The organism is Salinibacterium sp. SWN248 (assembly GCF_015864575.1).
Taxonomy (GTDB): domain Bacteria; phylum Actinomycetota; class Actinomycetes; order Actinomycetales; family Microbacteriaceae; genus Rhodoglobus.
In genome coordinates, this window is the sequence record NZ_JADYWW010000002.1 from 559,508 (window position 1) to 578,137 (window position 18,630).

At 61.6% G+C, this 18,630-nt stretch carries 24 protein-coding genes; 10 read left to right on the forward strand and 14 right to left on the reverse strand.

Going from position 1 to position 18,630, the window contains the following annotated elements; genetic code table 11:
* Positions 1-29 precede the first annotated feature (29 nt).
* The 3 genes from I6E73_RS12500 to I6E73_RS12510 all read right to left on the reverse strand — a co-directional run bounded on the left by I6E73_RS12500 (position 30) and on the right by I6E73_RS12510 (position 1,943).
* The gene (locus I6E73_RS12500; RefSeq protein ID WP_197126005.1) at positions 30-317 is read right to left on the reverse strand and encodes a hypothetical protein; all 288 of its coding nucleotides are present in this window, start codon (positions 315-317) and stop codon (positions 30-32) included.
* 125 nt (positions 318-442) lie between these two features.
* On the reverse strand, positions 443-1,681 hold the full coding sequence (locus I6E73_RS12505) for a type II toxin-antitoxin system HipA family toxin (protein WP_197126006.1): 1,239 nt from the start codon (positions 1,679-1,681) through the stop codon (positions 443-445).
* Positions 1,674-1,943, reverse strand: a complete 270-nt coding sequence (locus tag I6E73_RS12510) for a helix-turn-helix domain-containing protein (protein WP_197126008.1) — start codon at positions 1,941-1,943, stop codon at positions 1,674-1,676. Before I6E73_RS12510 ends, I6E73_RS12505 begins: the two co-directional genes overlap by 8 nt.
* On the opposite strand from I6E73_RS12510, the gene I6E73_RS12515 reads away from it, so the two are divergent.
* From I6E73_RS12515 to I6E73_RS12525, 3 genes are all read left to right on the forward strand, one after another.
* Positions 1,942-2,091, forward strand: coding sequence for a hypothetical protein (locus I6E73_RS12515; protein WP_197126009.1), 150 nt, complete (start codon positions 1,942-1,944; stop codon positions 2,089-2,091). The two genes, I6E73_RS12510 and I6E73_RS12515, sit on opposite strands and share 2 nt — an antisense overlap.
* A gap of 50 nt (positions 2,092-2,141) precedes the next feature.
* On the forward strand, positions 2,142-2,912 hold the full coding sequence (locus I6E73_RS12520) for a gamma-glutamyl-gamma-aminobutyrate hydrolase family protein (protein WP_197126011.1): 771 nt from the start codon (positions 2,142-2,144) through the stop codon (positions 2,910-2,912).
* Positions 2,913-2,973: 61 nt separating this feature from the next.
* Entirely contained in the window at positions 2,974-3,429 is a 456-nt protein-coding gene (locus tag I6E73_RS12525) for a hypothetical protein (protein WP_197126013.1), read from the forward strand.
* Here the strand turns inward: I6E73_RS12525 and ald are convergent.
* A complete protein-coding gene (gene ald, locus I6E73_RS12530; RefSeq protein ID WP_197126015.1) occupies positions 3,426-4,514 on the reverse strand; it encodes an alanine dehydrogenase in 1,089 nt (362 codons plus the stop codon). The genes I6E73_RS12525 and ald overlap by 4 nt on opposite strands.
* A gap of 150 nt (positions 4,515-4,664) precedes the next feature.
* Between ald and I6E73_RS12535 the strand changes: the two genes are divergently transcribed.
* Positions 4,665-5,135 (forward strand): Lrp/AsnC family transcriptional regulator, encoded by a 471-nt coding sequence (locus I6E73_RS12535; protein WP_197126017.1) that lies wholly within the window; start codon positions 4,665-4,667, stop codon positions 5,133-5,135.
* On the opposite strand, the gene I6E73_RS12540 is transcribed toward I6E73_RS12535, so the two are convergent.
* From I6E73_RS12540 to I6E73_RS12570, 7 genes are all read right to left on the reverse strand, one after another.
* On the reverse strand, positions 5,132-5,566 hold the full coding sequence (locus tag I6E73_RS12540; protein WP_197126018.1) for a hypothetical protein: 435 nt from the start codon (positions 5,564-5,566) through the stop codon (positions 5,132-5,134). The genes I6E73_RS12535 and I6E73_RS12540 overlap by 4 nt on opposite strands.
* Positions 5,567-5,589: 23 nt before the next feature.
* Positions 5,590-6,297 (reverse strand): response regulator transcription factor, encoded by a 708-nt coding sequence (locus I6E73_RS12545; protein WP_197126020.1) that lies wholly within the window; start codon positions 6,295-6,297, stop codon positions 5,590-5,592.
* On the reverse strand, positions 6,294-7,595 hold the full coding sequence (locus tag I6E73_RS12550; protein WP_197126022.1) for a sensor histidine kinase: 1,302 nt from the start codon (positions 7,593-7,595) through the stop codon (positions 6,294-6,296). Before I6E73_RS12550 ends, I6E73_RS12545 begins: the two co-directional genes overlap by 4 nt.
* 161 nt (positions 7,596-7,756) lie before the next feature.
* Positions 7,757-8,650 carry a F510_1955 family glycosylhydrolase gene (locus tag I6E73_RS12555; protein WP_307784307.1) on the reverse strand — a complete coding sequence of 298 codons (894 nt, stop codon included), beginning with the start codon at positions 8,648-8,650 and terminating at the stop codon, positions 7,757-7,759.
* An 82-nt stretch (positions 8,651-8,732) separates the two neighbouring features.
* On the reverse strand, positions 8,733-9,137 hold the full coding sequence (locus tag I6E73_RS12560; RefSeq protein ID WP_307784308.1) for a hypothetical protein: 405 nt from the start codon (positions 9,135-9,137) through the stop codon (positions 8,733-8,735).
* An 88-nt stretch (positions 9,138-9,225) separates the two neighbouring features.
* Positions 9,226-9,693, reverse strand: coding sequence for a DUF1801 domain-containing protein (locus I6E73_RS12565; RefSeq protein ID WP_197126026.1), 468 nt, complete (start codon positions 9,691-9,693; stop codon positions 9,226-9,228).
* Between the two features lie 9 nt (positions 9,694-9,702).
* Entirely contained in the window at positions 9,703-10,227 is a 525-nt protein-coding gene (locus tag I6E73_RS12570; RefSeq protein WP_374189170.1) for a DNA alkylation repair protein, read from the reverse strand.
* Between the two features lie 140 nt (positions 10,228-10,367).
* Here I6E73_RS12570 and I6E73_RS12575 point away from each other — a divergent pair, with 140 nt between their 5' ends.
* Together I6E73_RS12575 and I6E73_RS12580 are read left to right on the forward strand one after the other, a co-directional pair.
* Positions 10,368-10,862 carry a MarR family winged helix-turn-helix transcriptional regulator gene (locus I6E73_RS12575; RefSeq protein WP_197126028.1) on the forward strand — a complete coding sequence of 165 codons (495 nt, stop codon included), beginning with the start codon at positions 10,368-10,370 and terminating at the stop codon, positions 10,860-10,862.
* A 35-nt stretch (positions 10,863-10,897) separates the two neighbouring features.
* Positions 10,898-12,601, forward strand: coding sequence for an MDR family MFS transporter (locus I6E73_RS12580; RefSeq protein WP_197126030.1), 1,704 nt, complete (start codon positions 10,898-10,900; stop codon positions 12,599-12,601).
* 173 nt (positions 12,602-12,774) lie between these two features.
* Here I6E73_RS12580 and I6E73_RS12585 read toward each other — a convergent pair whose 3' ends face one another.
* Complete coding sequence (locus I6E73_RS12585; protein WP_231600917.1) at positions 12,775-13,824, reverse strand: low specificity L-threonine aldolase; 1,050 nt, start codon at positions 13,822-13,824, stop codon at positions 12,775-12,777.
* Positions 13,825-14,114: 290 nt separating this feature from the next.
* Between I6E73_RS12585 and I6E73_RS12590 the strand changes: the two genes are divergently transcribed.
* The 4 genes from I6E73_RS12590 to I6E73_RS12605 all read left to right on the forward strand — a co-directional run bounded on the left by I6E73_RS12590 (position 14,115) and on the right by I6E73_RS12605 (position 16,316).
* Complete coding sequence (locus tag I6E73_RS12590) at positions 14,115-14,426, forward strand: PLDc N-terminal domain-containing protein (protein WP_197108143.1); 312 nt, start codon at positions 14,115-14,117, stop codon at positions 14,424-14,426.
* 158 nt (positions 14,427-14,584) lie between these two features.
* Positions 14,585-14,845 (forward strand): hypothetical protein, encoded by a 261-nt coding sequence (locus I6E73_RS12595; RefSeq protein ID WP_197108144.1) that lies wholly within the window; start codon positions 14,585-14,587, stop codon positions 14,843-14,845.
* A gap of 167 nt (positions 14,846-15,012) precedes the next feature.
* A complete protein-coding gene (locus I6E73_RS12600) occupies positions 15,013-15,402 on the forward strand; it encodes a metalloregulator ArsR/SmtB family transcription factor (protein ID WP_197126033.1) in 390 nt (129 codons plus the stop codon).
* Positions 15,402-16,316, forward strand: a complete 915-nt coding sequence (locus tag I6E73_RS12605) for a cation diffusion facilitator family transporter (protein ID WP_197108148.1) — start codon at positions 15,402-15,404, stop codon at positions 16,314-16,316. The genes I6E73_RS12600 and I6E73_RS12605 overlap by 1 nt, the downstream gene beginning before the upstream one ends.
* A gap of 19 nt (positions 16,317-16,335) precedes the next feature.
* Here I6E73_RS12605 and I6E73_RS12610 read toward each other — a convergent pair whose 3' ends face one another.
* Positions 16,336-17,571, reverse strand: a complete 1,236-nt coding sequence (locus I6E73_RS12610; RefSeq protein WP_307784309.1) for a polysaccharide pyruvyl transferase family protein — start codon at positions 17,569-17,571, stop codon at positions 16,336-16,338.
* On the reverse strand, positions 17,568-18,548 hold the full coding sequence (locus I6E73_RS12615; RefSeq protein WP_197108150.1) for a glycosyltransferase family 2 protein: 981 nt from the start codon (positions 18,546-18,548) through the stop codon (positions 17,568-17,570). Before I6E73_RS12615 ends, I6E73_RS12610 begins: the two co-directional genes overlap by 4 nt.
* Between the last annotated feature and the right edge of the window lie 82 nt (positions 18,549-18,630).

Here is an 18,630-nt window from a genome sequence, read left to right on the forward strand (position 1 = left end):
AATCGCATAACGCCCTAAGGGGAGTCGTGTCACTCGTCAGTAAACTCTTCGACCGTCTTCTGCTCTAGGTCGTGGCGCACTACGCGGAGAAGCTGATCGGCCTCTTCGACCGAGTCGACCGAAGTGCGGAGGATCTCCGCGCCCGTATCGCGGCGCACCACCACGAGATCGGCACCTGGCCCTCTCGGACTGGTATCGCCCATCAGCAGACTTCCGACAAGCTCAGCCGCGAATCGGGCAGCATGACGCACCGGATGGTCGCGGCGCTTTTCGATGCGAACCTCGAGGTGTTCGGCCGCGCGATCCTGCTCCGACATGCTGCGCTCCTTGCTTCTTCAGCGAAACCCAGTAGCTGAGCCTAGTTCATTTCACGCACGGCGCAGCCCTGATGATCGAGCGAGGCGAAGAACGCGGCTGCTCACTGCCATCGTGCCTCTATGTTTTAGGAAACGTAGCCGGTCGGCCTACCGTCAAGTAGATTCCGGGTAAATCGCGAAATGTCATCGTGGAGTCCCGTGTGGGCATGCGCAACCGGTGCCTCTGCGCGCACAAAGTCCTCGACACTTTCGAGCGCTGCCGTGACGATCGCGCGCGCTGAACGCACTTTCCACGTCTCAGCTTCCGCGACGAGGTCGTCGATCGTGATGGCGCTATGCGCATACTTTCGGTTCACCGCCAACGCCATCTTGCCGTCACTGTCAAGGTGGGTTTGCGGCACCACATCGTAGGCCGGGGTGATTCTCGTGGTGCCGTCGTGCAGGTGGAGCATGCTGATGTTCTTGCCGTGCATATCGAGGTTTCCGACTGCTTGTGAGACCGTGAGAAGTCTCAGCAGTTGCTCGACAGCCTCCCGATCGCCGTCACGACCTAGAACATCCGCTATTCGTTTGAGCGTTACTTTGCCGCCGAATTCTTGGTACTTCTCGTTCTTCGATGCGCCGAGCGCCTGGTTCATATCTTCTTGGTGGATGCGCCCCTGCGGCGCGTTTGGCGAGCGATCATATCGCTCGATCACTAGGCCCTGGATGCCATCGAAGTCTTCGATCTTTGCTTCAAGCGAGGTCAGGCCTGCGGCCTTCGCTGCTCGATAGCCATACTCCTCGTCGAACGTAATGGTGGGGTAACGGGATGACGGTGGCTTAATGATGTGGGTAGACGGATACCCCTCCAACACCTGAAACCATTGCCCCTCGCTACGCGCGAGAACAATCTTGTCTTGAACGCCAGCTAACGAAGTTCGGCCCGACTGGGGGCGATTTCCGAGCGGAGCTGCTTGGGTGTTGGTGAGCATCCGACCAATTTCGGCGGAGCTAACCGCCGCACGGGCGGGTGTGCGGGGCTCCCCCAGAGCCTCCGGGTCGTAGATCTGCACCGCGCCGGCTACGTCTCTTCCGAATCTGGCGAGCAGCGGAATAACGTCATCGGCAGAGACCCTGATCTCCGCGGCCAAGTTCTCGAGAGCCCGACCCTCAGGAAGTATCTCGGCGAAGAAATTGCGGCGGCGCCCTGCGCGGCTGCGGTTCGCGACGAGGTCGAACGGCACCGACTCCGAGAGGATCGTGCTCCCCAGCCCCCACGTGGCGATGGCCTCTGGGGTCGCGATGAAGTCGAAAGTGCGACGGTCACTGCCTACGAGATGTCCCACCAACTCACCGTAGAGCTCGACGCGCAGGTCAGCCATTGCTGGCATCCCCAGCGTTCTCCGCTGATTCCGCCTGCGGCTCGCCGACTTCCAGATACATCCGGATGCCCGTCGCTCTCATGATCTCGAAAATGCGCTCAAGCACGATCTGCTTCTTTCCGGATTCCAGAGCCCAAATGTACTTTTGATCGGCATCAAGTCGCTCGGCGAGTTCGCGCTGAGAGAGACCGCTGACCAAACGGCCCTGTTGCAGCATCCGGCCGAGCGCCTCCGCACTTTTCACTTCTCCTCGCGCTGCCATGACTGCTCCCCTCGACGGTCTTATTGCCTTCAGAGTATCCGACGGTCTTATTGCCGTCAAGACGTGCGACGGCAATAAGACCGTCGCGGATTCCATTGGCGGCTCGCAGCACTCGGCGCTGCAGCCCAGACAACCCCGCTTCATTTAGGCTGAACGCAGCGGTCTGAGCGACCGGATGCAGGCAAGAGGATTCCGCCCATGACCACCACCCCTGAGCACGTTCCCACCATCGTTTTGTCGAAGGCGTCGGCGGGTGGCGCTCACGAAAAGCCTGAGCTGACGACGCTGATCCATGGGCTCGAAGCATCCATGAAATCGGCCATCGAAGCCACGGGTGCTCGCGTCATCAGCGTTGACGGCTTTACCGAGGCTGACGTGGATGCCGCGCTCAGCCAGGCAGACGGCGTCGTGCTGCTCGGCGGTGGCGATGTTGACCCGGACGAGTATGGGGCGACGGAGCGGCATCCGAAGCTCTACAACATCGACCGCACGACCGACCGCGTCGACATTGAACTCGTAAACCAGGCCACCGAGCGCCGCCTGCCGCTGCTCGCAATCTGCCGCGGGATGCACATCGTGAATGTTGCGCGCGGTGGAACACTCATCCAGCACCTCGAACCGAGCGCCGTTGTGCACAGCGGCGGCGGAGTCGACGCGATGGTCGATCACGACGTGACGCTTGAGCCCGCTTCGCAACTCTCTGAACTGTATGGCGACGGCACGATGACGATTCGCTCCGGTCATCACCAAGCGGTGGATGTCGTCGGCGCCGGACTCACCGCCACCGGTCGCGCTGCCGACGGCGTGGTCGAAGCGGTGGAAAGCACCGACCCGACTTCTCCCCTGATCGCGGTTCAGTGGCATCCCGAAGACCACAAGGCAAGCGAATGCGACCGCGAACTTCTCTTCGGCTGGCTCACCACGCAGGCGCGCGAATTTCACGCACGCCAGAGCGAAGTAGCCGCTTAGAGCCGGTCACCAAAGCTGAAGCATCCTTGCGAATGGATGGCCGCAGTGCGACGCTGAGAGCATGCGGAAACTAGCCCTCGCCTTCCTTGCCGGTAGTGCCGCACTCGCTCTCGCGGGCTGCACTGCCTCCGCTAACCCTGAGTTTGCGCCCGCCAGTGGGTCGCCGGCCGAATTCCCGGAGTGGGTGCGCGAGGACTTCACGAACGAATATTCCGACCTCACGCTTGTCAGCGAAGCCACCGATGAAGTCGGCGAGGATCTCATATATTCCGCACGCAACACCAAGGATTTTGTGTGCGTCGTCATTGCAACCCCTCCCACCGACGGCGGAGATGGCGATGACTGGTTCCTCTCAGCAGGGTGCGTGCCGCCGTCACGCTTCGCCGAGAACGGCGCAATGGTGTCGTACGGCGGCGGAGGCCGCAGCGGCGGAGCTCACCTATTCCCAACCGGCTTCAACATACCTCTCGAAGCCGGATGGGTGCGCGTGAGTCCGCAGCTAGCGATCAAGGACTAGCGAACCGCCATTGCGGCACGAACGCCAGCGTTGACGATTTCGCCACCGGCTACGTTCAAGCCGCGAGCAAGTGCTGGGGATGCGGCAGCGGCGGCATCCCAGCCCAGGTTCGCGATGGCGACAACGAACGGCAGCGTGGCATTGCTGAGCGCGCGAGTTGAGGTGCGCGGAACAGCGCCGGGCATGTTGGCAACGCAGTAGTAGAGCGAGTTGTGAACGGCGAAGGTGGGGTCGTCGTAGGTCGTGGCGTGGGAGCCTTCGAAGCATCCGCCCTGGTCGATCGCGATGTCGACGAGCACCGAACCGGGCTTCATCGACGCCACCATTTCGTCAGTGACGAGCTTGGGAGCTGCAGCGCCGGGGATCAGCACCGAACCGATCACGAGGTCGGCTTCGAGAAGCTGTTCGGCAATTTCGTAGCGCGTCGAAACACGGGTCTGAATCTGGCCGTTGAAGCGCTCTTCGAGAACCCGAAGGCGCGGCAGCGAAATGTCAATGATCGTGACGGCTGCGCCCAAACCGAGAGCGTTGGCCGCAGCGTGCTCACCAGCAACGCCGCCACCGATGACAACAACTTTGGCCTTGGGGGTTCCGGCAACTCCGCCGAGCAGTTGACCGCTGCCACCCTCAGCCTTGAGCAGAGCGTGGGCACCAGCAACGATCGAGAGTCGACCAGCGACCTCGCTCATCGGGGCAAGAAGTGGAAGCGAACGGTCGTCGCCCTGAACGGTCTCGTAGGCGATCGCGGTGGTGCCGGAAGCAACGAGGGCCTCGGTCAGCGCGCGATCGGCAGCGAGGTGCAGGTACGTGAAAAGGGTGAGGTCTGTGCGAAAGTAGCCGTACTCCGAAGCGATGGGTTCCTTGACCTTCACGACGAGGTCGGCGGATGCCCACACCTCGTCGGCCGCAACGACAATGCGTGCGCCCGCAGCAGCGTAATCCTCATCAGTGAAACCACTGCCGAGACCGGCACCGGACTGCAGCGTCACGGTGTGCCCGGCTGCTACAAGGGTGTCGACGCCCGCAGGGGTAATCGCGACACGATTTTCGTTGTTCTTGATCTCAGTGGGCACAGAAATTTGCATCGACTAGCCTTTCGCGGTGGAGTGGGGTAAGCCTGTCAGGAATTCTGTCTTTTGTGGAAAAGTCAGAATTTTAATCGGAAAATCATCTCTGGTTGTCGCAATTCATGCCAAAATTGCGCTCAATCCCCATCCCAACCGAAGGATATTCGCATGCAAGACGAACTCGATTCGATCGACATGAAGATCCTCACCCTGCTCTCGCGTGATGCCCGGATGAGCAACGCCGCTATCGCGAGCACGGTCGGCATCGCAGCATCCACCGCTCACACTCGCATCAAGTCGCTCTTCGACCGCGGCCTGATCACGGGCTATCACGCCGCGCTCAACCAGGCGAAACTCGGGCGCGGGCTGCAAGCAATCATCGGAGTCTCGCTGCGCCCCGGTGCTCGCCAAGAAAGCATCCAAGCCTTTACGGAAGAAATCCGGCGGCTGCCCGAAGTGATTCAGCTGTTTTTCGTGGGCGGCGGCGATGACTTTCTCGTGCACATTGCGGTCGAAAACTCGTCCAAGGTGCGGCTATTCGTAGTCGACCATTTGTCGGCCCGCCACAGCGTTGCCTCGACCAATACGAGCATGATCTTCGAATACCACCGCAACGCGGTTGCTACTGACTTCGCCTAGAACTGGTCGAAGCACGGGCTCGTAAGCGGCCAGTCGCGTTCGATCCACGCGGGCACGAACTCATCGAGTGCGGCTTCGAGCTCGGTGCCGACGTACTCGTCGCGCACCCACCAGGAAACGTCGGCATCCGCTGTCTCGTCAAAGAGCGCGAAGTTGAACGACTCGTGGGTCTGCATCTCGTCGGCATGCCGCTGCAGATCCGCGCGATCCTGCTCGGCGGTCATCGTCGCCGGCGGCCAGCCCCACGCTTCGCCATAGATCGACCACAGCCGTTCCCGCGACCCCCTCACGGCATCCATATCGAGCTGAGTATCTGAGGCACGGATCGGGCGGAGGTGGTGGCCGGTCGGCAGGGAGACGTGGGTCGGATGCTGCCAGCCCGCGGGCAACCACGGCGCGGCCGATGGTGACGTGTTGCTGGGGTCAGTCATTGGGGTCCTTCTCGCTGAACGTTCTAACGCAGTAGTCCATTCGCGTACGCGTGCGCGACAATCTGCACCCGAGAGGTGAGTGACAGCTTCGCAAGAATGCTGCGGATATGGCTCTTCACTGTCGTCTCGCCGATGTACGCGGTTTGCGCGATCTCTGCGTTGCTCAGCCCTCGCGCTGCCAACAAGAAAACTTCTTTCTCGCGCACCGAGAGAACATCGATTGCTTCGGCGACGCGCTCGCGCTGCACGGATGATGTCTGCGCGCGGATGAGGTCTACCGTGTCACTCGCAGCGATTACCGACTGCCCAGCGTGCACAGCCCGAATGGCGGCCAGAACGAACTCGGGAGTCGCATCCTTCACCAAGAATCCCTCGGCACCTGCCTGAATCGCGCGAACCACCGCCTGATCACGCTGGAAAGTCGTCAGCATGATGATCTTCGGGCCCAGTCGGGGTGCTGACCCTTCACTCCCTTCACTCCCTTCGCGTTCTGCCGCGGTCTCGGCGAGCGCGCTCATGATGCGCGTCGTCGCCTCGATACCGTCGAGAAGCGGCATCCGAATGTCCATCAACAGAACGTGCGGGTTCACCTCGTGAGCCAACGCAACGGCCGCTTCTCCGTCGTAGGCGGCACCCACGAATGCGAGGTCGTCCTGTGACTCAATCAACATCTGGATGCCCGAGCAGAACAACTGGTGATCGTCAGCTATAGCAACACGAATGGGGCTCATTGAGCGGCCACCTCGTCTGCGACCAGCGGCTTCTCGTAGCGTTCCCCGTCACCCGGGTTCTCCTCGCTGGTTGAGGGAATGAACGCGGTAACGAGATAGACATCGCGCTCATCAGCGGCACCCGTCGTGAGCCACCCGCCCGCTAACCGTGCACGCTCGCGCATTCCGTACAGCCCCCGAGTCGTGCGCGGAGCAGCCTCCGCGACGGCATCGGCGACCGCCGGAGCACCTGTCGAAGAAACGCTCAACGCCAAACCCGGCCCGCGCCAGTCCAGCGTGATGCGTGCCGCTGGTTCTCGCCCGGCATGCTTCAGAGCATTGGTCAGAGCTTCTTGAACGATTCTGTACACGGCGAGCTGTTGACCAGGCGTGAGCGGTCGCGGGTACCCAAAACTCTCGATCGTGGCAGCAAGCCCAGCCCCGCGCATCCGCTCAACCAACTCGTCGAGGCTCTCGATCGTCGGGTTCGAATGCCCCTCGGGCTCAGACACCAACGACTCGATAAGGATGCGCACCTCCGAGAGGGAGGAGCGTGCAGAGCTCGCGATCCGTTCCAATGATTCTCCCATCGCATCGGGCCGCTGGGGGCCGATAAACCGAGCGCCGTCGGCCTGAGCGATGATCACCGCGAGCGAGTGCGCCATGATGTCGTGCACGTCCTGGGCAATACGGTCGCGCTCACGCGACACGATGAGGTCGATCTCAGCAGAGTGGAGTTCCTCGACGGTCGCACCAAACTTGGCATCCGTTTCGTGAAGCTGCTGCGAGGACCGAAGCCCGAAAGCAACAGCCCACGTGCCGATTGCACACACGACGCTTGCCGCGAGCACGAGAAAGAAAGTTTGGTGAACGGGGAGGCTGGCGAGAAATCGAGAACCGACCCACGCCGGCCACCCCGCGCCGTCAGACAAGAGCGGCACCCCCGTGAGTAGCGCGCACATCACGGCGTACGCCAGCATGATGGGAAGCGCCACAAGACGGATTCGCTTGTGCGCACTAGAACTCACAATGAAACACGCGATCACAATGCCGAAGTAGACAGCCCACGTTGTCTCCCCATACCGAGCCGGCGCGAAAGCAAGCTGGAACAGCAGCACCGCCCCAGGGAGCAAAATCGCGATATGAGGATAGGCGCGCGCCAAGCCGATGGCTGCGGCAATGACGGCGAGAGTGAACGGGTATGCGGGCCAGGGTGCACCGATAGTGCGACCCGTTTCGGCGAGGATCCACAGCACGTAGAAAACGACGGCAATGGTCGGCTCGAGCAGCCAGCGATATTTGCGAAGAATGATGAGCATGCGGTAATGCTAGGTGCGCGGCTCGGAGAGAACCTCACGAATTGGCGGAGTTCATCCCTATGGAGGAGGAAGGCCGCCTCTAAGGCGGAGCACGGGCCGCACGAAGCCGTGCAGCGCTGAGCGGAGAAAACGAGGGGCAGCTACAGCCCCTCGCCTTCGGCCTATCCCGCCGTAAGAACCGTCCAGGTGTCTCCGCCATCGAATGACTCGACGAGTCCGCGCTCGTCGATCAGGGCAATGCGGTCACCCTCTGCCCCAACCGCAAGGGCGAAAGCTGTGCCCTGCACGGTTCCGCGGTCAGACCACGCCTCTGTCTCAGCCGAACGCACCCAGACGATGCCTTCGACATCCACTCCCACGAGCACACCAGGCGCTTGCGGCGCTGCGGCAAGCAAATACAGCAGTGGCGCCCCCGCCGTCAGCGCGAATGACTGCCCCGCATCATCGCTCACCGTTAGGCCATCTGGCGTGGTGGCGTACAGCCGGTCAACACTGCTCGGGTCAGCAACGAGTGAATAGGCTTCAATGCTCGCACCGGCGCTCCAGGTCACCCCGCCATCTGTGCTTGCCGACAGCGGCGCACCGTCCGATGACAATCCGTACAGCTGGCTGGGGTCATTCTGGTTGACCGTGAGCGAGTGGAAATCTGTGGCCCCGGCTAGCGAGACGCTCGCCCATGACTCCCCCGCATCAGCGCTCGAGAGCAGCCCCAAGTTGGGACCGTTAAAGGCGTTAGAGCTGGGATCCGGATGCCCCGAGACGAAGTACTGGTCGCCCGCCGCCGCGAAGCCCATCGCGTCGAACGACTCTCCGCCAAGCGGACCGCTCAACTCACCCGTGGCATCCACCCGGTAAATACCCGAATGGCTTGCCACGAGAATGTTCTCGCTGGAGTCGATGCCGAGGCCATGCACGTGCTCGAAAACGCTGAGAGCTGACGGCGTGCTGTCCGCCTCCACAATCGGCGTTACCGCGGTGCACCCGGTCAAGGCAATAGCAGTAATGGTTGTCACGGCTGCGAGCGCACCGGGGTTCATGGTAATTCTGTTCTTCACTGTGTTCCTTCTCATTCGTACTCAAATCGGCGGCGCCCCGAAAGGAGCCGTAAAGATCTCGGCTAAGCCGACATCCCGCCGATTAGGTGCGATTGATAGAAAGCGCGTGAAGCGAAGGTGCGGGAGCGCCCAGGATGGCGCCGGTGCTCTGCGAGTGAGAGGCCGTCAGCGGACCCGCAAGTGCACACTGCGAGCGCAACGAGGCCGGGGCGACGACACCGGTCAACGCAGCAACCGGGGTGCAGTCCACCATCGACATCGACGAATCGGAGTCGCTCGGGCAGGGGCAATGCTCGGCGCTCGAAGGCTCCGAGTCGTGCGATGCTGCGGCGGATTGGGCGATAGCGTGGCCGGTCATAGCCGGAGCCGCCCCTGCTGCCGCTGAGTGCATAGCGAGAAGCGCCACCACTGCCAGCAGTGTTGCGATCACCAGAAGGGCAGCACGAAGCGATTGAACAACGTTCGTCGCCTGCTGCGTCACGGTCACCCTCCCTGCCTTACGTCCCACTGATCGTAATCGACGGCGCACTCTCGCTAGCTGGGCGATAGCCGATAACGAAGACGGGCTGCGCTTCTCAGCGCCGAGCTTCTGGACCCAGATGATAGGTCAGTGCCTGCCGCACGCACTCGCTCAACTCGTCGACCGGGATCTTGTCGCCGACGTTGAACTGCACCGCGCGGTCGCCCTCATACGCGAAGGTATCGCCGAACTGGGTCCGAAAGTCGCTGACTAAGTTCGTGCTGCAGATAAAGAACATCGCATAGTCGTGTGCCGACTTCGCGTTCGTCGGCGCGATACGGATCGTGCTGCCGCTGCGCGTCTCCTTCGTGAGGTACGCGGGCTCGCCCCACTTCAAGGTTTCAGTGATCATGCCAACACCGTCCGTTTCGGATGCCGTGGCAAGAATCAGAGCGCGAAGCCTGAGCAACTCGGCGCGCATCGCCTCGGGGTAGTCGTTGAAGGTCGCTGCGACCTCGGGCGGCATAGCTGCGCTGCCTGAAGCCGCACCCACACTCGTGTTCGTCTTCGCCGACTCACTCATGCTTCGACGCTACCGCTTCTCTTGGCGACGCACCATCTCCGCAATCCACAGCGGTGCATAGGGAGAGGTGCAGCCCCGCGGGGCGGGGTAGTCCTCCAGCACCTCGAGCCGTTCGCCAATCTCGAGCGCTCGCTCGGCGGTCAGTGCCCAGCCGGCGCTACGCACTCCGGCATCCGGGTCATCCGTCCACGCCGCCCGCAACTCTTCGAAGTGGGGGCTCTTTTTGACGACATAGTTGATCAACCAGTCGCGCACCTTCGATGCCCTCGCCTGGCGCACCATGGCATCCAACTCGGCGGCAGTGAACTCTGTGGGCCGACAGATGAGCAGCGCCAAGAGTTGCGCGGGGGCGTCATCCGTTTCCCACAATTCGACGGCGAGTGGATGCTGCGCCTTGAGCCGTTTCGCAATTGCCCGCAGCGTGCTGAGGTTCACCCCATGGTCGTCGCCGTGGCGCTCGTTAATGGCGCGAGCCTTTGGATCCTCGAGCGCCGCCAACTCAGCCATCACCTCAGTTGCTGCAGTGGTATTCACGCCCCGACGCTACTCCGCCTGCGCCTCCCGTGCGCGAGCACTGAGCACGGTCAGATCGAGGCCAGAAAACTCCACCAAAGATTTAGTTGCTTAAGGTAAGTAATATAGTTACTCTCGCTAAGTACTTAAGGAGATGAGCCATGATTGACGAGACGGATGCCTCAGGCCTGCTCACGGGACTGGTCACGATCAGCCGCACCTTTCGCAAGGCTGGTCAACGCAGTCGCGAGCGCAGCCTCGCGGGCACGAAGTACGGATTTTTGCGGTGCCTGATCGACTCTGATGCTCGCCTCGGTGAGCTCGCCAACCAGCTCATCGTCTCGGCGCCCGTCGCCTCCCGCGCTGTTGAAGCCCTCGAGGCCGAAGAGCTCGTCGAACGCCGCCCCGACCCGAGCGATGCGCGCGCCATCCTCATCTCTATCACCGACCACGGGCGCGCGGCAGTGGCCGAAGGCGACAGCCACATCATCCGCAAGTTTGCTACCGCCCTTGACGACTGGTCTCCCGAAGAAGCCGAGCGCGCCATCCGCCTGCTCAGCGTGCTCAACGAACGACTGGCTGACGTACTTCAGCCCTCCGAAGCTTCGGCCGACGCTGAAACCAGCGCTACGCCCGACACCACCCCAATCAACTGACGCCCTCACCACAAAGACGAAAAAGAGAACAACGAATGACAGCAACCGCACGCTCCACAGCGCAGACGCCAGCCCAGCCCGGCGCGCCAGTGACGTACACCCACCGCGAAATCTTGCAGGTGATGACCGGCCTCCTTGCCGCCCTCTTCACCGCCATGATCTCCACCACGATCGTGTCAACCGCGTTGCCGACGATCATCGCCGAGCTTGACGGAACTCAGCGCCAGTACACCTGGGTGATCACCGCCAGCCTGCTGACAATGACCATCACCACCCCGATCTGGGGCAAGCTCTCTGACCTCTACAACAAGAAGATGCTGACCCAGCTCTCCATCGTCTTCTTCCTCGTCGGCTCCATCGCCGCCGGCTTCGCTGGCTCCATAGGCGTTCTGATGATCGCCCGCGCGCTCCAAGGCGTTGCTTTGGGTGGCCTTACCGCCCTTGTGCAGTCGATCATGGGATCGATCATTGCTCCGCGTGAGCGTGGACGCTACGCCGGCTATATGGGTGCGGTCATGGCAGTCGCCACCGTCTCCGGACCGCTGCTCGGCGGCATCATCACCGACTCGCTCGGATGGCGCTGGTGCTTCTTCGTCAGCCTGCCGCTGGCGATCATCGCGCTCATTGTGCTGCAACTGAAGCTTCACCTGCCCACCAACCCGCACGCTAAGACTCAGCTTGACTACCTCGGAGCCGTTCTCGTCTCCATCACGGCAGCACTGCCGATGCTCTGGGTGACTTTCGCCGGAAGCGACTACGACTGGATTTCGTGGCAGTCGGGCGTCTTTCTCGCCGCCTTCCTCATCGTCGGCTTCTTCGCTGTCGTCGTCGAGCTACGCGCTCCCGCCCCCATGATTCCCCTGCGTCTCCTCGGAAATTCGACAACAATCTGGATGATCATCGCCAGCGTCGGCATCGGTGTCGGCATGTTTGGCTCCGGGGTGTTCCTCACCCAGTACTTCCAGCTCGGTACCGGCGCGACCCCGACCCAAGCGGGACTGATGACCATTCCGATGATCATCGCCCAACTGCTGTCCGCCACCATCGGTGGAATCATCGTCAGCCGCATCGGTCGCTGGAAGCCCGTCATGCTCGTCGGCAGCATCCTGATGCTCGCTGGCCTCAGCGGCCTCGGCACCATCACCCACGACACCCCGTATTGGGCTGTCGCGATCTACATGGCCCTCATGGGTGTCGGCATCGGCGCCCTCGTGCAGAACGTGGTGCTCGCCGTGCAGAACACCGTGGACGTCAAGGACGTGGGATCAGCATCCGCTGCAATTGCGTTCTTCCGCTCGCTCGGTGGCGCTGTTGGCGTGACCGTCCTGGGTGCTGTGCTCACGAACCACGTGACCAGTAACATCAAGGATGACCTTGCCGAGATCGGCGTCGACCCCAGCGCGCTCTCGAATGGTTCCGGCGAAACCAGCCTCGATATCACTGGCCTGCCCGACGTCATCCAGACGGCATTCCACCACGCCTACGCGGATGCGTTCGGTTCCATCTTCATGATCGCCGCGTTCGTCACCGCCACCGCAGTGATCGCCATCGCGGTAGCTCGCGGCTCAGTGCTCCGCACCACAATTGGCATGGCACCTCCCGCTGGCGTTGCCGTCACCGAGACCGGCGCCGAGACCCCCGCTGCCGACGCAACTGCGGACAGAGACCCAGCTGCTGATGCAGCCGGAGAGACATCCGAAGGTTCGACTGAACGAACTGATCGCCCCAGTACGGACTAACCCGCGCTGGCTCGCTTAAGGGACTGGCCCGACGAACACTTCGCCATCACAGCTAGTGTGCGTCGGGCCAGTGCCGTTTATGACGTTCGCGCTAGGCGTGCGCGTTGCGGGCGTGCGCGTTGCGGGCGTGCGCGTTACGGGTGCGCGCTAGCCGTGCGTGCTAGCCGTGCGCGCTACGCGAGCTCGCGAATGGCAGCGACGAACGCGTCGATGTCTACCGCCTGGTGCGCGAAGGACACCACGATGCGCACGACACCGGGCTCCCAACGGTTGGCATAAAAGCCAAAGCCGCGATCGTGGAGGGCTTCAGTAAGTTCGTCCGAAAAGACAGCGAAGAGGATGTTGCTGCCGGGCTCACTCGTGACAGTCACGCCCGCGACATCCGCGATTCCCGCACGAAGGCGCGCAGCCATGGCATTGGCTTGGCGCGCGTTGTCGAGCCACAGATCATCGGTCAGGTAGGCGTCGAGCTGGGCGGCCTGGAACCGCATCTTGGAGGTGAGCTGGCCGCCGCGCTTGTGACGGAACGACAACTCCGTCGCCAGGCTCGGATCGAAGCACACGATGGCATCCGCCGTCAGTGCACCATTCTTGGTTGCCCCGAACGAGAGCATGTCGACGCCAAGCTTCCAGGTCATCTCGGCGGGGCTCACATCGAGGGCGACAAGCGCGTTGGCAAAGCGAGCACCATCCATGTGGACGCGCAGGCCAGCATCGCGCGCAATGTCTGCCAGAACCCGCAATTCGTCGATCGTGTACACACTGCCGGTCTCGGTGACCTGCGTGATGCTGAGCACGGATGCTTGGACACTGTGCACGTCGCCGCGACCAGCCTTCACCGCCACCCGCAACTCGTCGGGGTCAATCTTGGAGTGCTCGCCCCCGAGCAACACAATCTTCGAACCGTCAGTGAAGAACTCGGGCGCTCCGGCCTCGTCGTTCTGAATGTGGCTGTCGGCGTGAGCGAGAATGCTGCCCCACGGTCGCGTGAGCGACGCAAGGCCGATGCCGTTGGCCGCAGAGCCGGTTCCGACCGCAAACACATCAAGCTCACACTCGAACGCCGCCGCCATCTTCGCGCGCATCTGAGCCGTGAGCTCATCGTTTCCATAGGGCGCTGCGGGGCCAGCGGATGCCGCAACGACGGCATCCAGAATCTGCGGTGAGGCGCCGGCAGCATTGTCACTCAAATAGCCACGCAGGATGGAATCGGTCGGAGTCATGGCAGCTTTCTGAAACGAGAAATAGGGAATGCCAATCGGATGCGCCTCGGGCCCTGGGCCTCGAGCGCTACTAGACCGAATCGCCACCGCAGAAAGCGAATCAGTCGAGTGTTCGGCAACGATCAGCACTGCTCCGAGCCACTCTTAGTCGATGATATCTCGCGGCGAGTGGTGCCGGATAGCGGCTCCCTCTCGTGGTCGGTTGTGTGCAGCTTTATTGCGTCGAACGCAATGACGCGACGCCCCTTTGAGGGCTATGGTGCGTCGCTCCAGCCCGGTACCCTTGAAACATGAGTATTTTTGCAGCAGTGAGCAACGGTGGGCCCGACGGGTCGGCAGCGTTCGCGGTCGTCTTCATGATGATCTTTTGGTTCGCCTACATCGGATTCTTCGTCGTGCTGGGGCTCGCCTCGGCCGTGGTGTCCGTGCTCGCACTCGTGTCGATCTATCGCAATCGCTCCACACTGCGGGGCATCGAGCTCGCCGCGTGGGTTGCAATCTCGCTCGCCATTACGATCGCTGGCCCTCTCTGCTGGTTCCTCATCGGGCGCCGCAAGATGCTGGATGATGCCCGCGCAGAAGAACAGCCGACACCCGCTTAAGCAGCGAATGTTACGAACAACACAATTGCTCGAATGAGGCCTCGACAGATTCGCTCGTAAGGAGTTGAATCTTAGTGAGCACCACCCGCACAGCAGCGGGATGCAACCTTGCAGTGTCTGAGGTCTTCAATAGTGTGAACTCGAAGGAGTAAAAAACTATGACGATAGCCGCGCCCCGGCCGACCGAAAGTTCAACAGACCGAGCACGCCCCACCGTCGTGTGGACCCCCATTCAAGCTGGTCTCTGGGTCGGCAATGCCGCCGGAGAATTCGCTGGAATGATCGAGCGGAGTTCGGCGGGTGAATTCTTCATTACCGATCACCGCGCCAAGCCGCTCGGCACCTGCTCCACACTCGATGAAGCACAAGCGCGCCACAACCGGCAGTTCCTGCTCACCAACGCCGAACGCCGCGACTAAGCCGAACGCCCGCCCGCTCCTCATCCACGCGCGCCGCTCGGCGGCGGCCGTGGCGGTGGAGGTGGCTCGGGAGACCGCCACAGAATTGTGCGACTGCGCAGCTGTGCGGTGGCTGTGTTCCTCGCCCCGCTATTGATATTAGAACTTGCGCATGTGATTATATTCGTATGAGCGCAGACATTTCGGACTGGTCAGACCCCAGCGATGATTACGTTTCAGTCGCTGTCGAAATCTTCTCCCTGCTCGCCGATGCCACCCGCTTTCGCATCGTGCTCGCCCTCCGCGAAGGAGAACTGGCCGTCGGGGAGATCGCGGAACGTGTCTCCAAGCCGCAAGCCACCGTGTCGCAACACCTCGCAAAACTGCGCATGAGCCGAGTCGTCACCACGCGCCACGAAGGTGCCCGCGTCTACTACCGGCTCAGCAACGATCACGCACTCGAACTCATCCGCGTCGCCGTGTTCCAAGCGGAGCACGCTGTAGACGACACCCTGCGCCACAGCCACCACGCGCCCGGACCTGCAGTCGCCAGCGCACACGCCAGCGGAGCGCACTGATGGGCGCCGGGCACGACCACGCCGCGGGCACCTCCAACCGCACTCGGCTACTGATCGCCTTCATCATTACCGTCGGCGTTGTCATAGCCCAAGCCATTGGGGCAATCATCACGGGCAGCCTCGCGCTGCTCGTCGACACCGCCCACATGCTCACCGACTCTGCCGGCCTCCTCATGGCGTTGCTCGCTGCTGGTCTTATGCAACGCCCGGCCACCAGCAAACACTCCTGGGGGCTCAAGCGCACTGAAGTGCTGAGCGCTATGGCGCAATCGAGCTTGCTCTTCGCCGTCGGAATTTACGCTCTCGTTGAAGGCGTGCGCCGCCTCTTTGACCCACCCGAGATTCAGCCGACCGGCTTGCTGGTTTTCGGAATCATTGGCCTCGTCGCCAACCTCATCGCCATGATCGTGCTGACCGGTGGACGCAACTCCAACCTCAACATGAAGGCAGCGTTTCTCGAAGTCGTGAACGACGCGCTCGGCTCGGTCGGCGTCATCATCAGCGCAATCGTGATCGCCCTCTTCGGTTGGTATCAGGCGGATGCCGTGGTCGGCATCCTCATCGCTCTCCTGATCGTGCCGCGCACCATCATCCTGCTCAAAGCGAGCCTCGGCGTGCTGCTGGAATCCACGCCCAAGGGCATCGACCCCGAAGCAGTGCGTGCCCACATCTTGGCCATGGAGCACGTCACTGCAGTGCACGACCTGCACATCACACGCATTTCCTCCGACCTGCCCGTGCTCACGGCGCACGTCATTGTTGGCGATGCGTGCTTCCGCGACGGTCACGCCGCCGAAATGCTGCCAGCGCTACAAAAATGCGTCGCCGAACACTTCGAGCTCAGCATCGAACACTCAACATTCCAGATCGAGCCAGAAAGCAACATCGACGAAGAACACGTGCACCACCACTAGGTCTGACCGAGCGGACTAGCTATTTGGTTCGTGCGGTCACAATCGACGCAATCAAGTCAGCCTGCGACAGCGAACGCTCGACGACAGCGGGAAGGTGTTCCTTCAACGACGCTGCGACAGTTTCGCGCGAGTCAGCAAGCTGCTCGAACCGAACAATAAGCGACGCCAGCTCAGCCTCGCTGTGCGGCATCGCCCACTCTTCAGCGCCGAACATTTCCAAGACCTCTTGATACTTGTGGCTCCACCCAATCACGAGGGTGGGAACAGTCATCGCGAGTGCCGACACCATGGCGTGAAAACGGCTGGCTACGAAAAGGTCACATTCGCCGATGATGTAGCGAAGTTGTTGCGACGGAAGCTCGTCATCCACAAACAGAAGGTTAGGGTTCGCGCCCACTCGTTCAAAGATCTCGCGGCACAGGGGCAGGTCGTTGTTATGCGTCTTAGACGCATCGTCGCGCGCGCTGTGCGGCAGCAGCGCAACCTTGCGGCCTGACTCTAGAAGATGACTGATGAAGGATGCGGTCTGACCGATGTAGTCACCGTCGCGAGCATCCACCTTCTTTTGCAACACCACGCTGGGCGATACGCCCACTACGGTGCCTGACTCGAAGAAGCTCATGTCGAATTTCTTCGCCACGGCGGCGGCTTCGGTGCCATCAAGTTGAAGGGAGAATGCGTAGTCTGCACCGGCGTACAGGTTCTTCAGGCCAAGGCCCTCGGCGAACTCATGCGTCTTTGCACCACGCGTAACGATCGTATTGACCCTGGGCAAGAAGAAGCGAGCAGCCCGACGGTTGATGGGGTTCTTGAATGGCCCAATTGCTTGGGCACATTTGAACACCGGCGTCTTCACGAACATCGCCGGAAGGATCGACGCCACGTTGTAGAGCAAGAACTTCTCGCGGCCGTCTGTGAACGTGATGCCGCCCTGATCGAGCAGCACCTGCGAGCGAACCAAGGCACCGATTGCTTTGGAGTTCTTGCGAATCACCGGGCGGAGCGGGGGAAGGATGCGGTAGAGCAGTGCGAGCGAGTTGATCGCGACGCCCAGCTGCGCCGGCTTCGCGGCAACAATCTCAAGGTTCTTGTAGGTGTTTTGAGCGCGATCCTCTTCGGGATACATGCTCAAGAGAGTGAAGGTAACTCCGGGCAGCCGCGGTTCCAGAGTCTGGATCGCGCTCTCCAGCATTGCCGAAGCGCCCTTGTTGCCCGCTAGTGCGGACCCAATGATGGTGACGTGGGGAGCGGTCACTTTCCAGCCTCTCGCTTCAGTTTGGCTTGGGTATAGCCCGGGCCAAATTCAATTCGTTTCGTGCGCTCCATAGAGTCCTCAAGCAGGATGCGGTTGATTCGCATCAGGTCGGCGAGCAAGCCAAGGGCGAAGGCCAATAGTCCACCAACGAGGAGCGCCGCTCCCAAAATGAGCGACTGGATATGGTCGCCAGCCGTGCCAGACAACCAGAGAATCAGATAGCGCACGAAGGGGATGAGCGACGCAACGGTGAGCCCGGTGCCCAGCGGCAGGAAGAACGCCAAAGGACGGAACATCAGGTAGCTGCGAATGATGGCTCGCGCAGATTCGCCCACGTGCTGCCACATCGACGAGAACAAACGCGATTCGCGTGTCTTGGCGTTCGTCTCAACCGGAACGCTTGCGAGCCGCATGCGCTTGTGGCCGGCCTGGATGATCGTTTCCATGCAGTAGCTGAACTCGGTGACGACGTTGAGTCGAAGGAGCGATTCACGCGAGTAAGCGCGGAATCCGCTCGCGGCATCCGGAACATCGGTGCCTGCAGCCATGTTGACCACGCGGCTTCCGAAACGCTGAAGAAGGCGCTTGAACGGTGAGAAGTGCGCGATGGTTGCCGTTTGACGGTCACCGATCGCAATGTCTGCGGTTCCATTCATCAAGGGAGCGATGAGATCGGGGATGCGGTTCTGGGGGTACTGGTTGTCACCGTCGGTGTTCACCACGATGTCGGCACCCTGAGCGAGCGCATAGCTGACGCCATCGGAGAACGACCGGGCCAAGCCACGGTTGCCGGGATGACGCACAAAGTGAGTGACCCCGTGCTCTTTCGCCACCTCAATGGTGCGATCAGTCGAGCCGTCGTCAATCACCAAGATGTGTAGCTCGTCTACTCCGTCGATGTGTTTCGGAATCGACTCGAGAACGAGAGGCAACGTGTGCTCTTCATTCAGGCAAGGGATTTGAACGAAAACTTTCACGAGAAAATCATCTCCAAGTGCGAAAAGGCCACAAGACGGACCTTAGGTTGAGGCGGCAAAGCAGAAAGTTGGTGAGGGAACA